The 14,007-nt window shown below is 73.2% G+C and carries 14 protein-coding genes; 6 read left to right on the top strand and 8 right to left on the bottom strand.

What is annotated here, in order from left to right; genetic code table 11:
- Nucleotides 1-111: 111 nt before the first annotated feature.
- Nucleotides 112-1,686, bottom strand: a complete 1,575-nt coding sequence (locus tag HNR10_RS29555; protein ID WP_179830041.1) for a polysaccharide deacetylase family protein — start codon at nt 1,684-1,686, stop codon at nt 112-114.
- A gap of 397 nt (nt 1,687-2,083) precedes the next feature.
- Here HNR10_RS29555 and HNR10_RS31530 point away from each other — a divergent pair, with 397 nt between their 5' ends.
- Nucleotides 2,084-2,341, top strand: a complete 258-nt coding sequence (locus tag HNR10_RS31530; RefSeq protein ID WP_179829245.1) for a hypothetical protein — start codon at nt 2,084-2,086, stop codon at nt 2,339-2,341.
- A gap of 99 nt (nt 2,342-2,440) precedes the next feature.
- Here HNR10_RS31530 and HNR10_RS29565 read toward each other — a convergent pair whose 3' ends face one another.
- On the bottom strand, nt 2,441-3,505 hold the full coding sequence (locus tag HNR10_RS29565; RefSeq protein ID WP_179829246.1) for a pyroglutamyl peptidase: 1,065 nt from the start codon (nt 3,503-3,505) through the stop codon (nt 2,441-2,443).
- Nucleotides 3,506-3,719: 214 nt separating this feature from the next.
- Here HNR10_RS29565 and amaB point away from each other — a divergent pair, with 214 nt between their 5' ends.
- The 3 genes from amaB (at nt 3,720) to HNR10_RS29580 (ending at nt 6,370) form a co-directional block, all read left to right on the top strand.
- Nucleotides 3,720-5,267, top strand: coding sequence for an L-piperidine-6-carboxylate dehydrogenase (amaB, locus tag HNR10_RS29570; protein ID WP_179829247.1), 1,548 nt, complete (start codon nt 3,720-3,722; stop codon nt 5,265-5,267).
- 136 nt (nt 5,268-5,403) lie between these two features.
- Entirely contained in the window at nt 5,404-5,868 is a 465-nt protein-coding gene (locus HNR10_RS29575; protein WP_179830042.1) for a MarR family winged helix-turn-helix transcriptional regulator, read from the top strand.
- 73 nt (nt 5,869-5,941) lie between these two features.
- Nucleotides 5,942-6,370, top strand: coding sequence for an organic hydroperoxide resistance protein (locus HNR10_RS29580; protein ID WP_179829248.1), 429 nt, complete (start codon nt 5,942-5,944; stop codon nt 6,368-6,370).
- Nucleotides 6,371-6,440: 70 nt separating this feature from the next.
- Here the strand turns inward: HNR10_RS29580 and HNR10_RS29585 are convergent, their stop codons facing one another.
- The 4 genes from HNR10_RS29585 to HNR10_RS29600 all read right to left on the bottom strand — a co-directional run bounded on the left by HNR10_RS29585 (nt 6,441) and on the right by HNR10_RS29600 (nt 10,425).
- On the bottom strand, nt 6,441-7,448 hold the full coding sequence (locus HNR10_RS29585; RefSeq protein ID WP_179829249.1) for a hemolysin family protein: 1,008 nt from the start codon (nt 7,446-7,448) through the stop codon (nt 6,441-6,443).
- Complete coding sequence (locus tag HNR10_RS29590; RefSeq protein ID WP_179829250.1) at nt 7,445-8,824, bottom strand: hemolysin family protein; 1,380 nt, start codon at nt 8,822-8,824, stop codon at nt 7,445-7,447. The genes HNR10_RS29585 and HNR10_RS29590 overlap by 4 nt, the downstream gene beginning before the upstream one ends.
- 228 nt (nt 8,825-9,052) lie before the next feature.
- Nucleotides 9,053-9,613, bottom strand: coding sequence for a TrmH family RNA methyltransferase (locus HNR10_RS29595; protein WP_179829251.1), 561 nt, complete (start codon nt 9,611-9,613; stop codon nt 9,053-9,055).
- A 173-nt stretch (nt 9,614-9,786) separates the two neighbouring features.
- The gene (locus tag HNR10_RS29600; RefSeq protein ID WP_179829252.1) at nt 9,787-10,425 is read right to left on the bottom strand and encodes a class I SAM-dependent methyltransferase; all 639 of its coding nucleotides are present in this window, start codon (nt 10,423-10,425) and stop codon (nt 9,787-9,789) included.
- Between the two features lie 142 nt (nt 10,426-10,567).
- Between HNR10_RS29600 and HNR10_RS29605 the strand changes: the two genes are divergently transcribed.
- On the top strand, nt 10,568-11,074 hold the full coding sequence (locus HNR10_RS29605; RefSeq protein WP_179829253.1) for a dsRBD fold-containing protein: 507 nt from the start codon (nt 10,568-10,570) through the stop codon (nt 11,072-11,074).
- 398 nt (nt 11,075-11,472) lie between these two features.
- On the top strand, nt 11,473-12,738 hold the full coding sequence (locus HNR10_RS29610; RefSeq protein WP_179829254.1) for an APC family permease: 1,266 nt from the start codon (nt 11,473-11,475) through the stop codon (nt 12,736-12,738).
- A gap of 39 nt (nt 12,739-12,777) precedes the next feature.
- On the opposite strand, the gene HNR10_RS29615 is transcribed toward HNR10_RS29610, so the two are convergent.
- Both HNR10_RS29615 and HNR10_RS31535 read right to left on the bottom strand, forming a co-directional pair.
- Nucleotides 12,778-13,467, bottom strand: coding sequence for a hypothetical protein (locus tag HNR10_RS29615; RefSeq protein WP_179829255.1), 690 nt, complete (start codon nt 13,465-13,467; stop codon nt 12,778-12,780).
- A gap of 151 nt (nt 13,468-13,618) precedes the next feature.
- Nucleotides 13,619-13,900, bottom strand: a complete 282-nt coding sequence (locus HNR10_RS31535; RefSeq protein ID WP_246406472.1) for a hypothetical protein — start codon at nt 13,898-13,900, stop codon at nt 13,619-13,621.
- Nucleotides 13,901-14,007: the final 107 nt, after the last annotated feature.

The raw sequence follows: 14,007 nt of genomic DNA on the forward strand, positions 1-14,007 counted from the left end.
GAATGTATCCGTATTTCGTCACGAAAACGGCGTTCGAAGGTAAAAAGTGACGATCTGCGCTTTTGAGGCGTCCCAGGCTGGGTAAAAAATGTGGGTCGTCGCTCACTTCCGCTACGTGGGCTGGGCGTCGGTGTACACGTCCCCCGGCTCCAGGTCGCCGTGGAAGAGCTCGGTGACGGAGACGAAGTGGTACCCCTGCCGGTGCAGGCCCTCCAGGACCGCGGGGATCGCGTCGACCGACGTCCGGTGGATGTCGTGGAAGAGCACCACGCTGCCGGGCACCGAGTGCGCGAGCGCGTGGTCGGAGATCGCCGCGGTGTTCCGGCTCTGCCAGTCCAGGGTGTCCACGTCCCACAGGATGATGGGCATGTCGGCCGACCGGCGGACCGTGCCGTTCAGCGCCCCGTAGGGCGGGCGCAGGGTGAGCGGCTCCGAGCCGATGACCTCCTCGACGGCGCGGTTGGTGCGTTCGAGGTCCTTGGCGACCCCGCCCTCGGACAGCCCGGTCAGGTCGTCGTGCTTCCAGCTGTGGTTGCCGATCTCGTGTCCCTCGGCGGCCGTACGCTCCAGCACCTGCGGGAACTCCTCGACCAGGGACCCGAGCACGTAGAACGTCGCCGTCGCGTCGTACTCCTGCAGCATGTCGAGCAGTTCCTCGGTGTGCTCGCCGGGGCCGTCGTCGAAGGTCAGGGCCACGCACTTGAGCCGCTGGCAGTTCAGCTCGCTGCCCTGGGCGGTGAGCCCCTCGTCCAGGGGCGGGATGTCGTCGGTGCCGGCGAGGGCGGCGTCGCGCGCCTGGTAGCCCAGGCCGGACAGCAGGTCCTCGGCGTCCTCGGCCTCCACGGGCAGCAGGACCTCTCTGTCGCCGCCCGCGCCCGGCACGTCGTCGGGGTCCATGCGCGCCACGAGTCCGCCGGAGGTACTGAAGGCCACGTCCTCCAGCGGTGAACCGGTCCACTCCTCCGCGGCCGCCCAGGCCTGCTCCGGATCGCCCAGGTCCAGCGGCTCGCCCTCCAGGGGTTCCGCCGGGTCCACCGGTTCCGCCGGGTCCTGGGGTTCCCCGGACGCCGCCGGCTCCCCGGGCTCCGCCGTCGCGGCGGGAGTCTCCGGGGCCCGTGCCGCCCCGCCCTCGGCCGGTTCCGCGGCGGCGGCCTCGTCGGCCCGCGCGGCGACCTCGCCGACGAGGCCGGGCAGCTGTTCGGCGGGCAGGTTGTAGCCCTCCGTCAGCACGTCGGCGAGGAGCAGGTGCGCCCGTTCGAGCGCGGCCTCGTCACGGAACAGGGCGGTCCAGGGCAGGACCCGCTCCCCCTCGGCCGAGTACCAGAGCGTCGAGGCGTCGTGCGTCTCGCGCAGGCCGCTGCGTGTGACGGAGGTGAGACGTGCGCCCACGACCTCCTCCGACATGGCCAGGATCGTGGTGTCCTGGCTCAGTTCGGGCGTGCCGCGTTCGGGCAGGTTCTCCAGGAACGCCGTCTGCCGCTCGGCCATCGTGGTGCGGATCTCCGTCGTCAGCGGATGGGCACCGCCCAGGCGCGGATACTGGTAGTCGACCACGCTGTGCTCGGCGGTCACCGACCCGGAGCCCGCCACCACGCCGGGGACCTCGTCCAAGGGCGTGCCGATCGCCTCGGCGAAGGGCAGCGCGTGATCCGCAGCGTGGCAGCCGGGCACCAGGAGCAGTCCCATGGCGGCGCAGGCGGTGATTTTTCGTCGCAGTGAGGTGTCAACCACGAGGGGACACTATCGGAGCCGGGGCGAAGTCACATCACGGAGCGCGACGTATTGTGCGCCAAATGTGACAATTTGGTCAATCCGTGGTCGAGTGGAACCGTCCGGCCGCGTCCGGCGTCGTAGTTCGCGCTGTGCTGTGCGCAAACCACGAGAGGTACTCATGAGCTACGGTCCCGGACCCGGACAGCCCCCACCCGGAGGGACGGGGGGATACGTGCCGCCGCCCGGGGGGACCGGAGGCTACGGGCCTCCTCCCGGCGGGCCCGGCGGATACGGACCTCCCCCCGGAGGGCCGGGCGGGTACCCGCCGCCGTCCCACGGCGCGCCCGGCGGCGGTGAGCCCCCCGCGAGCGTGGGCGTGGCCATCGGCGCGATCATCGCCAACGTCGTCGGCCTGTGCCTGTGCACGATCCTGTCGGTCGTCGGCCTGGTGCTCGGCATCGTCGCCGCCGTGACCTACGAGAGCAGTCCCCAGACGTCCAAGATCTGCGCGATCATCTCCTACGCGCTCTTCGGTGTCGGCGCCATCATCTACATCATCCTCCTGCTGATGTACGGAGGCGTGGGCCTGTGGAGCCTCATGCAGGGGGGCAGCTACACCGGCTACTGACGCCCCGGCTGCGCCCCGGCCGCCTCCCGGCCAGGGCGTACGCGCGTCAGGCCGCCACCCGCACCCCAGAGGCCGCACGGGATCGCACCGCGCCGGACCTCAGCCGACCACCGCCGCCACGATCGCCCGAATCTGGGCGAGGGTGTCGGCGTGTTCCTCCGGGCGGCGCGTCCGGGGCACGTGGACGTGCCCGGCCGGGACGTCGCGGTCCGCGCGCTCGCTCAGCAGCGTGTTGCGGTAGGCGATCTCGTTGGACAGGTAGTCCCCGCCGCCCCCGCGCCGGGCCGCCGACCCCGGGGAGGGCCCGTCGGCGCGTACGACCGGGTCGCCGCCGCCCGCGGGCACCTCGGTCACCTCGGTGTTCGCCACGACCGGGTACCGCCCCCGCGCCCGCTCCACGACCCGCTCCACCGGCAGCGAGGACCGCGTCCACTCCGGGGCGCCGGGCCCCGGCGCGGGCACGCGCCCCGTGTGCGCCCGGCCCAGGTTGTCGGTGCCACCGCCGCGCCAGGAGCCGTTCCACACCTCCAGGTCGAACCGCTCGGGGCGCCCCCGGCTGAGGGTGATCACCGCGTCGGCCCGCGCGTACCGGCTCTCCAGCGCCTCCTCCACCAGCCCCGCGTCGAAGTCGGCCCAGCGCACGGGGAAGACCGCGGTGCGCACGACCGCGGTCCGCTCGCCCACCGTCAGGGTCCAGCCGTTGAGGTCCAGCGCCGCCGCCCCCGAGGGGTTGGAGCACCCGGGGTCCTCGTCCAGGTGGAAGGGGTCGAACCCGGTCACGACCACCCGGATCCACCGGTCGCCCGGCGGGAAGTCGAGGTCGCCGATGCCGCGCGAGGACGTCTCCCACAGGTGCAGCAGTTCCTCGCGCTCGCGGTCGGACAGGTCGAACCCCGGCCGCCAGGCGCGCAGCCGCGCCGCCAGGACCAGCCGCGCCCAGTACAGGGGGCGGTCGTCGAGGGCGCCGTGCCCGGTGCGCGCGGCCTCCGTCCACAGGCGGGAGGCGTGGGAGGAGACCGTCCCCCATGCCTGGGGAAGGTCCTCGCACGCGCGCAGGTCGGCGGCGAAGAGCGGTTCGGCCGCGCCGAAGCCGGAGCGGGCCAGGATCCGCCGCGGCTCGGGGAGTCCGGCGCGTTCCTCTTCGGGAGTGGGGTGGTGGTGCACTGGGTCGCAGACTCTGTGTCGGGAACGGAGGTGCCCTCGGCGCGTGTTCGATGGGTACTCGCCTTCGGGCCCCGGCGAGTCTAGCGTTCCGGAAAGTCCGCCGCCGCAGGGGGAGCGGGGCGAGTCGCCGAACCTGACACCAGGGCTGGACCGGGGGCTGTGGACTTGGCAGGGTGTGTAGTGACCGCTGCCCTCTCAACGGAGAGAGATACTCATGGACACCGCTGCCCTCCCTGACACCCGGGACCTCGCCGAGCGCGCGCGTACCGCGCTGGCCCGGTGCGGGGTCGAGCGCCTGCGCGAACCCGTCGGCGCCGCCGGCGTGGCGCGCACACCCCTGACCGGGCAGATCCTCTTCCCCGTCGAGTTCGACACCCCGGCCTCCGCCGAAAGAGCCGTCACCGCCGCCCGGGACACCTTCACCACCGCCTGGCGCGACACCCCCGCCCCCGTGCGCGGCCGGCTCGTCCACCGGCTCGGCGAGCTGCTGCGCGAGCACAAGGAGGACCTGGCGGCCCTGGTGACCGTGGAGGCCGGCAAGATCCACTCCGAGGCCCTGGGCGAGGTCCAGGAGATGATCGACATCTGTGATTTCGCCGTGGGCCTGTCCCGGCAGCTCTACGGGCGCACGATGCCCTCCGAGCGCCCCGGGCACCGGCTGATGGAGACCTGGCACCCGCTGGGCGTGGTCGGCGTCATCACCGCCTTCAACTTCCCCGTCGCCGTGTGGTCCTGGAACACCTGCGTGGCGCTGGTGTGCGGCGACACCGTGGTGTGGAAGCCCTCGGACACGACCCCGCTCACCGCGCTGGCCTGCCACGGCCTGCTGATGCGCGCCGCCGCCGACGTCGGCGCGCCGGCCGGCGTCCACCACGTCGTCCTGGGCGGGCGCGAGGTCGGCGAGGCCCTGGTCGAGGACGACCGCGTGGCCCTGCTGTCGGCCACCGGCTCGGTGGCGATGGGCCAGGCCGTGGCGCCGAAGGTGGCCGCGCGCATGGGGCGGTGCCTGCTGGAACTGGGCGGCAACAACGCCGCGGTCGTCGCCCCCTCGGCCGACCTGGACCTGGTCGTGCGCGGCAGCGTGTTCTCCGCCGCGGGGACGGCGGGGCAGCGGTGCACGACGCTGCGCCGCCTGATCGTGCACGAGGACGTGGTCGAGGAGGTCACCGACAAGGTCGTGGACGCCTACAAGCAGCTCCGCGACCGGGTGGGGGACCCCTTCGACGAGGAGACGCTCGTGGGGCCGCTGGTCTCCGAACGCGGGTACACCGCGATGCGCGACGCGCTCTCGCGCGCCGAGGCCGACGGCGGCGAGGTCCTGGTGGGCGGCGGCCGGCGCCTGGAGGACGAGGCCGAGGACGCCTACTACGTGGAGCCCGCCGTCGTCCGGATGCCCGCGCAGAGCGAGGTCGTGCGGGAGGAGACCTTCGCGCCGATCCTGTACGTGCTGTCCTACCGCACCTTCGAGGAGGCGGTGGAGCTGCACAACGGCGTGCCGCAGGGGCTGTCGTCGTCGATCTTCACCCAGGACCAGGCCGAGGCCGAGCGGTTCCTGTCCGCGGCAGGCTCGGACTGCGGGATCGTCAACGTCAACATCGGCACCTCCGGCGCGGAGATCGGCGGCGCCTTCGGTGGTGAGAAGGACACCGGCGGCGGCCGCGAGTCCGGCTCGGACTCGTGGAAGGCCTACATGCGCCGGGCCACGAACACCGTCAACTACGGCGGGGAGCTTCCCCTCGCCCAGGGCGTGCGCTTCCTCTGAGCGTGTGCGGTCCCCGTGTCGTCGGACGCGGGGACCGGCGGCCCATAAATATTGTGCCCAACCTTGTTGTGGTCAACCAATGCTGGTAGCGTCGTGCGTGTTCGAGGGTCCGACCGACGACGCGGGGAGGGACACCGTGGCCGACACCGACGAGGGCGACCCCCTCGCTCTGGACAACCAGCTGTGCTTCTCCCTCTACGCCGCCTCGCGCGCCTTGACCGGTCTCTACCGGGAACTGCTGCACGACCTGGGCCTGACCTATCCGCAGTACCTGGTCATGCTCGTGCTGTGGGAGCGCGACGGCCTCACGGTCAAGGACCTCAGCCACGCCCTGCACCTGGACTCGGGGACGCTCTCGCCCCTGCTGCGCCGGATGGAGCAGGCGGGACTCCTGACCCGCGAGCGCGACTCCGACGACGAACGCGTCGTCCGGGTGAGCGCGACCGAGGCCGGACACGCCCTGAGCGAGCGCGCCCAGGACATCCCCGACCGGCTTCTGTGCACCGCGGATCTGTCCCCGGGCAGGGCGGGGGAACTCCGCCGGGCCCTGGACGAGATCACCCGCTCGGTGGAGTCGGCCGGACGCCGGCACACCGGCTGAGGCGGTCGGCCCTCCGAAACGACCCACCAGCCGTACTACTCCACGGCCCGCCCACGGGCCAGGAAAGGAACACATGTCCGTCGACATCCTCTACACCGCCAACGCGAGCGTCACCGGAGAGGGCCGCGCCGGATCCGGTAAGACCGACGACGGCCGCCTGTCCGTCGACCTGTCCGTCCCCAAGGGCCTGGGCGGCGACGACGGCCCCGGCACCAACCCCGAGCAGCTCTTCGCCGTCGGCTACGCCGCCTGCTTCCACGGCGCCCTGAAGAAGGTCGCCCGCGAGGCCAAGACCAAGATCGACGGCTCCACCATCGACTCCAAGGTCTCCCTGGGCAAGGCCGACGACGGCCTCACCCTGGTCGTCGACCTGGCCGTCACCATCGCCGGCCAGGACCAGGCCAAGGCCGAGGAGCTGGTGAACGCCGCCCACCAGGTGTGCCCCTACTCCCGCGCCACCCGCGGCAACATCGAGGTCAACCTCTCCGTGACGACCGCCTGACACGTCACCGAACGGCCGCCCCGGGCACAGTGCCCGGGGCGGCCGTCCGTCATCGTCGGAGCCGCACCGCCTAGGCGGCGGCCTCCAGGAGCAGGAGCTGGTCCAGGACGTCCTGGAGCGTGACCAGGCCCATCAGGCCGTCGTCCTCCACCAGCGACAGGTGGCTGCGACTCTCCCGCATGATGCCCATCGCCGCGTACATCGGCGTGTCCGCGTGCAGGGTCAGCACCGGACGCATCAGGTCGGCGGCGGTCGTGCCCGCCGGACTCGTCAGCGCCTCGCGCACGTGCAGCACACCCACCGGCTCGCCCCGGTCCATCACCACCAGACGCAGGTGCGTGGACTCCCGGGAGACCCGCTTGATCTCCTCCAGCCCGTCCTCGGGCCCGACCGACGCGATCTCCTCGCGCGGCGTGACGATCTCGCTCAGCGGACGCGAGTTCACCTCCAGGGCGGTGGCCAGCTGGTCACGGCGCTCGGAGTCCAGCGCGCCCGCCTTGGCGGAGTGCTCCACCAGCTCGCGCACGTCCTCCGGACCGTGCCCGGCCGACACCTCGTCCACGGCCTCCACGCCCACCCGGTGCAGCGACCAGTTCGCCATGCCGTTGAGCATCACCAGCAGCGGCCGGGTGAACCACATGAACGCCCGCATCGGGATCGCCAGCATCGTCGCCGACTTCTCCGGGTGCGAGATCGCCCACGACTTCGGCGCCATCTCGCCCACGACCAGGTGCAGGAACGTCACCACCACCAGGGCGAGGACGAACGAGACCACCGACGCCACCGCGTGCGGCAGCCCCGAGAACAACGGCTCCAGCAGGTGGTGCACGGCGGGCTTGGAGATCGCGCCCAGCGCCAGCGTGCACAGCGTGATGCCCAGCTGCGAACCCGCCAGCAGCAGCGACAGGTCCCGCGCGCTGCGCAGGGCGGCGCGCGCCGACGCGCTCGTCTCCGCCGCCGCCTCCAGCCGGTAGCGGCGCGCCGCCACCAGCGCGAACTCGATGGCCACGAAGAACGCGCTCAGCGCGATGATCGCCGCGGTCACCCCGAGGGCCAGCCACACGTTCATGTCACTCATGCCCGCACCTCCCGGGACTCGTCCTCCGCGCGCTCGCGCAGTCGCAGCTCGACCGTGTGCGGCACGTGCCGCTGGACCGTGTTGACCACCAGCGTCAACGCCATGTCCGGGTCCTCGTCGTGGGCGCTGGCCGGACGCGGCAGGTCCAGGTCGACCCGGTCGCCCGGTTCGGGCAGCCGGTGCAGCTCGTGGATGACCAGCCCGCCCAGCGTCTCGTAGTCGCCCGAGGGCAGGTCATGGCCGATCAGGCGCTCCACCTCGTCGATGTGCAGGCCGCCCGGGACGAGGTACCTGCCCTCACCGTCCAGGTAGGACGGCGACTCCTCGTCCACGCTGTGCTCGTCGGCGATCTCGCCGACCAGCTCCTCGGCCAGGTCCTCCGTCGTGACGACGCCGGCCAGGCCGCCGTACTCGTCGACCACGCAGGCGAACTCCTCGCCCGCCTCGCGCAGCTGCCGCAGCACGGCCGGCAGCGGCAGGGACGCCGGGACCATCACGGTCGCGCGCGCCACCTCGCTGACCCGGACGCCGGACAGGTCCCGGCCGCCCAGGGCCAGGACGTCGCGCAGGCAGATGACGCCGACGATGTCGTCCACGCCGTCGCCCAGGACCGGGAAACGGGAGTGGTCCGAGGCCATCAGCTCCACGACCCGGCTGACCGGGTCGCCCTCCTCCACGGTGGTCACCTCCGGGCGCGGGATCATCGCGTGCCCGGCCGTGCGGTCGTGGAAGTCCAGGGTGCGGTCCAACAGCGTGGACAGCTCCGCGGGCAGGTCGCCGCTCTCGCGGGACTCGGCGATGATGCTCTCCAGGTCGCGCGGCGTGGCCGCGTGCTGGACGTCCTCGACCGGTTCGATCCGCACCGCCTTGAGCAGCAGGATCGCCGCCTGGTCGAACAGCCAGATGACCGGGCCGAAGATCCGCAGGTAGATCCCGGTGGACAGCGACAGCGCGCGGGCCACCGGCTCGGGCCGTGCGATCGCCAGGTTCTTGGGGAAGAGCTCACCGAAGACCATCTGCACGATGGTCGAGAACAGCAGCGCGAGGACGGTACCGACGGCCACGCCGGTTCCGGTGGGGACCCCCACACCGCCGAGGAGTTCGCCGACGCCCTGGCCGATCATCGGCTCGGCGACGTAACCGACCAGAAGACCGGTCACGGTGATGCCCAACTGGGCGCCGGAGAGCATGAACGATGTGCGGTCGGTGATCCGCAGGGTCCTGACGGCCCCCGCGTCCCCGGCCGCGGCCCTGGCCCGCAGACGCGAACGGTCCACGGCCATGTAGCCGAATTCCTGGGCGACGAAGTAGCCCGTCGCCGCGGTGATCACGAGGACCACCAGCGCCCCGAAGGCGATACTGAGAACGGTGCTCATCGGGCACGCACCGCCTCGGTCCGCCTAGCGGCGGGTGAACTGGTCAGGTGCGTGCCCCTGGGAGAAGGGGGCTCGTCGGAGTCGGGGTCACAGCATCCCTGCGGGATGCTGCTGGTACTTCGGGACGGGTCCACTGTTCCTCTCTCTGCGCCGGATGCGCGTTGTTGGTGTGACCGAAGTGGTCCATGTGTCAGGAAAGACGTTGGAGCGCGGGTGAAAAGTTCCCGCTCAGCGCCCCACGGGCGCGTCGGCCTCGTCGCCGAACGCCGCCCACTCGCGGCGGCGGGCCTCGGCGAGGGCGATCGCGGTGGCCACGGCCACGTTCAGCGATCCGACCCGGCCTATCTGCGGAATGTAGGTCACCGCGTCCGCACCCGACAAGAGGGCGGGGGAGCAGCCGTGGTCCTCGGCGCCCACGGCCAGGCACACGTCCGGCTCCAGCGGGGCGGCGTGCAGCGGCACCGCGCCGGAGGCCAGTTCCACCGCGACGACCTTGAACCCCTCGCCGCGGGCCGCGGCCAGGGCGTCGCCGGTGGAGGCGGTCCGCGTGTGCGCCACCTTCGCGCCGGTGCCCAGCGCGGTCTTGCCGACCTTGGGGTCGTCGGGATCGGCGCTGTTACCGGTGAGCCAGAGCCGGTCGACGCCGAAGGTCGCGCAGGTACGCAGGATCGAACCCAGGTTGTACGGCTGGGTGACGGACTCCACCAGAAGGGCCAGACGGCCCTCGGTGCGCCTGCGCCACTGGCGGTTCAGGCGTTTGACGTCGGTGGGACGCAACTGCGTGCTCAACTGCGGTGTGTTCCTCGGCGGGTTCGGCCCCGGTCGGTCCCGGGGATCGGTGTTCGCAACAGGATACTGGTCGTCCGCACAGCTCGCACGCGGGGACCGGACACACCGGCACTGGTCGCGGCGGGAACGGCGCGGTGGGTGCGGAGATGCGGCTCGGCGGGAACGGACGCGCGTCACGTCCCGCGGCGGACCGCCAGGACGCGGTACCCCGCCCGCGAGGCGACGCGCTCAGCCGGCAGCCCCTGCGCGTCCAGCCACTTCTGCAGCGAGTCCGCGCCCAGGTGGCGCTGGACCACCAGGTGGGCCACCCCGCGCGGGGTGAGCCGGCCCAGCCAGGTGCGCAGCATCGCGTGCAGTACGTCCTTGCCCACCCGGATGGGCGGGTTGGACCAGACCGCGTCGAAGGGCCCCTCCAGCTCCTCGGCGGCGGGTCCGGCCTCCTCACCGGTGGGCCGGCCCTCGGGGGAGACGACCGCGAACCGGGCGTGCGCGAGCCCGTACTCTCGCGCGTTGCGCCGCGCCAGCCCCACGGCGCGCGCGTTGACGTCCACGCCGAGCACCCGCGCCCCCGGGGCGCGCGAGGCCATCGTCAGCGCGATGGGCCCGTAGCCGCACCCCAGGTCCAGCAGGCGCCCCCCGTCGGGAGGCGGCGGGACGGTCTCCAACAGCACGCGCGTGCCCAGGTCGACCTTGTCGGGCGAGAACACACCGCGGTCGGTGTGCAGCCGCAGGTGCAGGTCGGGCAGGACCAGGTCGGCCGTGGAGGGCCGGCTGGCGGCGTCGGGAGCGGAGTCGAAGTAGTGCTGGGCCACGCCGTGACGCTACCAGGAGGCGCTCCCCGCTCCGGCCCGGCAAAAACCTGCCCACCTGCCGGATACGAAATCTCCAAGACCCCGGACCTGGGACCAACGGGTGCGGAAGATGGAGGTAACCGACCAATTCGTGGGGGAACACATGCGAGCAGAGGTAGGAGACCGACTCGTCGTCGAGAGCCCGCGTGCCGACACCCACCGCCGGACGGGCGTCGTCACCAAGGTCCAGGGCGACGGCGGGTCCCCGCCGTACCAGGTGCACTGGCTGGACGCGGTCGGCGGGCACGACGCCCTGGTCTACCCGGGGCCGGACGCGCACATCGAACACACGCCCGGCCGGACGGGCACGGACACGGAGGAGACCCAAGCCATGCAGACGATGAAGCGCTGGGACGTCGACGTCGTCGTCGCGGAGGAGACCGAGGGCGACACCGCACGGACCTGGGCCGAAGTCGGTCTGGTCGCCGACGACGGAACGGCGCTCCGAGGGCACGGAATGTCTCGCAAGCACCCCGCCGACCTCGACGTACCCGAGATCGGGGAGGAGCTCGCCGTCTCGCGCGCCCTGTCCGACCTCTCACGCCAGCTCCGCCAGGTCGCGGCCGAGGACATCAACGACAACACCGGTACGCCCTGGCGCCCGACCTGACCCACCGCCCGACCCACCGGCGACCGGCGCGCCCCACCGCGCCGGCCCCGCGGCCCCCGGCTCCGCCCGGGGGCCGCGCCGTGTGCCCCGCGTCACCCGCCGGACCGAAAGTGGCCACCCGCGCCTAGGACGGTTTGGGCCCGGTGGTCACCCGCATCGGGCACACTCGGAAGTCGGACACGGCTCCCGCCCGACGGCGGGACGTGCGTCCCGGCTTCCGCGGAGCCGGGGCCGCCGCCGTGTCGGCACCAGTGCAGGGCGGCCGGGGAAGGACGGGAACTCTTCGGGAGAGAGGCGGCCGCCGCGTCCGAGGTACCGCTGTGCTTTTGCCGGAGGAGTCCGGGGAGAAGCGCGTTGCCACCCGGCGCGAGCCGGGCGTACTCACGCAAGGAGACCCGTTGACCACCTCGTCACCCCAGGCCGGCCCCTCCCGGGTCCTCGGTACCGTCGACGCGGTCGCCATCGGCGCCGGCGCCATGTTGGGCGCGGGCGTGTTCTCGGTCTTCGCCCCCGCCGTGGTCGGCGCGGGCGCCTGGCTGCCGGTCGCCATCCTCATCGCCGGGATCGTCGCGTACTGCAACGCGGTCTCCTCGGCCCGGCTCGCCGCGCGCCACCCCCAGTCCGGGGGCGCCTACGTCTACGGCACCGAGCGGCTGGGCGAGCTGTGGGGCTACCTGGCGGGATGGTCCTTCGTGGTCGGCAAGGTCGCCTCCTGCGCGGCGATGGCGCTGACCTTCGCCGCCTACGCGCTGCCCGGGTGGGAGCGCCCCGTGGCGGCCGCCGCCGTCGTGGCGATCACCGCCCTGAACTACCGGGGGGTGCGCCGCTCCACGTTCGTGGTCAAGGTCCTGGTGGTCCTGGTGCTGGCGGCGCTGGCGGTCGCGATCGCGGCCATGGTGCTCAGCGGCAGACTGGCCCTCGTCGCGCAGGTGGACGGGCTCGGGCCCTGGCCGGGCTCCTTCGGCCTGCTGGGCTCGGCCGGGATGATCTTCTTCGCCTTCGCCGGGTACGCCCGCATCGCGACCCTGGGCGGCGAGGTCCGCGACCCCGCGACCACCATCCCGCGCGCCATCACGCTGGCCCTGGGCGGCGTCCTGGTGCTGTACCTGGTGGTGGGCACCGGCCTGCTCATCGTGCTGGGGCGCGAGCGCCTCTCCACCAGCACCGCGCCGATGGTCGACGCGGTCCTGGTCGCCGGCTTCCCGGCCCTGGCCCCGGTCATGGTGGCGGGCGCCGCCGTGGCGAGCCTGGGCGCGCTGCTCTCCCTCGTGCTGGGCGTCTCCCGCACCACGGCCGCGATGGCCGCCGACGGCCACCTGCCGCGCGCCCTGGCCGTCGTCCACGAGCGCCACGGGGTCCCCCACCGGGCCGAGATCCTGGTCGGCGCCGTGGTCGTGGTGCTCGTCCTGCTCTTCGACCTGCGCGGGGCGATCGCCTTCTCCGCGTTCGGGGTGCTCGTGTACTACGCCATCACGAACGCGTCCGCGCTGCGCCTGGGCCCGGAGGAGACCCGTCCGCCGCTGGTGGTGCCGGTCGTCGGCCTCGTCGGGTGCGTGGTGCTGGCGTGCAGCCTGCCGCTGGCGGTGGGGATGACGGGCATGGCGGTGCTGGGGCTCGGTGCCGCCGTGTGGTGGACACGGGAGAGGTACGGGTCGCGGTTGTAGGGGGCTCGGATACCGGCGCCTCCCGGGCCCGGACCGGGCTCACCCCTGGCCTGGGCCGGGCACCCGCACGTGCGCGCACCGGCCCGTGTCCGCGTCCACCCGCCACCCGGCGGCGCGCAGCGTGTCCGCGTAGGCGCCGACCTCCGCGGTGAACCATCCCCCGTCCTCCCGCTGCGTGCGCCGGGCCTCGCCGTGGTACACGTACAGGAGCCGCCCGCGCGGCTCAACGTAGAAGCCCCTGGGTTCCCCCACCGCAGTCCAGTCCACGGGCGCGTGCCCGGCCGCCCGCAACACGGCCACCGCGCGGAGGACCTCGGGGGGCGAGCCCTCCCATGCCGGTGTTCCCTGACCGCCCCACCACTCCCTGCCCGGCGCCTCCACGGGTGCGGCCTCGCCCCGTGCGCGCCGCGCCAGGGCCGCGTCCAGCCCGGCACGGGAGGCCAGGACCCCGCGCTGGATGCCGTACTCGTTGCCGGAGCGGTGTGGCAGCCCCTGGGTTTCGCGCTCCTCCAGGTAGTCCAGGTGCTCGCGCAGCGCGGCCAGACCCGCCTGCGTGACGCGGAAGGTGTAGCCGCGGCTGGGGGGATCGCACGGGGCGAGGAGCCCGGCGTCGATGAGCCACTCCCGGCGCTGCCGGTCGCCGACGGAGGTGCGGTAGGCGAGGATGTGCGGTCTGGCGCCCAGGTCGTAGAGGTCGACGAAGCGGGCCGGGGTGAGGCGGCCGGGCATGGGGGTCTCCATCGTGTCGGGGCCGGTGGTGGGGCGTCCGCCCGGGTGCGGCGGAGGCGGCCTCCACCCTGGCCGGTGCCTCCGACAGTCCGCGCCCCTCCCGGTCCGCCCGGGAGGGGCGCGGCGGGGGAGGGACGCGGCCGTCGACCGCCTATCGGGCCCGCGTACGGGCGCCGAGCTGCTCGGCCAGCCGCGCGAGTTCGGCCACCTCCGCGGGCGCGGTGTTGCTGAGTCCGCTGTGCACGGCCGTCGGGCTCCGCAGGAAGCGCCGCAGCGCGGCCACGAGCAGGCCTTCCGGCAGGGTGTGCAGCGCGGCGAGGCCGCGGGGCACCGGCGGCGCGAGGGCGGCCAGGCTCCGCCGCATGAGGCGCACCAAGGCGCGGACCGCGTCCGGGTCCCGGGCCAGTGCCACCGGGCCGCCGGCCGTGTGCACGGCCTGTCCGAGCGGTACCGCGACGCGGCGTGCGTCGTGAGCCAGGCGTCCATCCTCGGCTCGGTCCTGGCGTTGACCCCGGCGCCGCGGAACGTTCTCACGACGCG

Origin of the sequence: Nocardiopsis aegyptia (assembly GCF_013410755.1) — a bacterium.
GTDB classification, from domain to species: domain Bacteria; phylum Actinomycetota; class Actinomycetes; order Streptosporangiales; family Streptosporangiaceae; genus Nocardiopsis; species Nocardiopsis aegyptia.

What these genes read in the sequence shown, in the direction of transcription:
- HNR10_RS29555 (WP_179830041.1), bottom strand. Translation starts at nt 1,686, where the DNA reads ATGGGACTGCTCCTGGTGCCCGGCTGCCACGCTGCGGATCACGCGCTG.
- amaB (WP_179829247.1), top strand. Translation starts at nt 3,720, where the DNA reads ATGGACACCGCTGCCCTCCCTGACACCCGGGACCTCGCCGAGCGCGCG.
- HNR10_RS29580 (WP_179829248.1), top strand. Translation starts at nt 5,942, where the DNA reads ATGTCCGTCGACATCCTCTACACCGCCAACGCGAGCGTCACCGGAGAG.
- HNR10_RS29585 (WP_179829249.1), bottom strand. Translation starts at nt 7,448, where the DNA reads ATGAGTGACATGAACGTGTGGCTGGCCCTCGGGGTGACCGCGGCGATC.
- HNR10_RS29590 (WP_179829250.1), bottom strand. Translation starts at nt 8,824, where the DNA reads ATGAGCACCGTTCTCAGTATCGCCTTCGGGGCGCTGGTGGTCCTCGTG.
- HNR10_RS29605 (WP_179829253.1), top strand. Translation starts at nt 10,568, where the DNA reads ATGCGAGCAGAGGTAGGAGACCGACTCGTCGTCGAGAGCCCGCGTGCC.
- HNR10_RS29615 (WP_179829255.1), bottom strand. Translation starts at nt 13,467, where the DNA reads ATGCCCGGCCGCCTCACCCCGGCCCGCTTCGTCGACCTCTACGACCTG.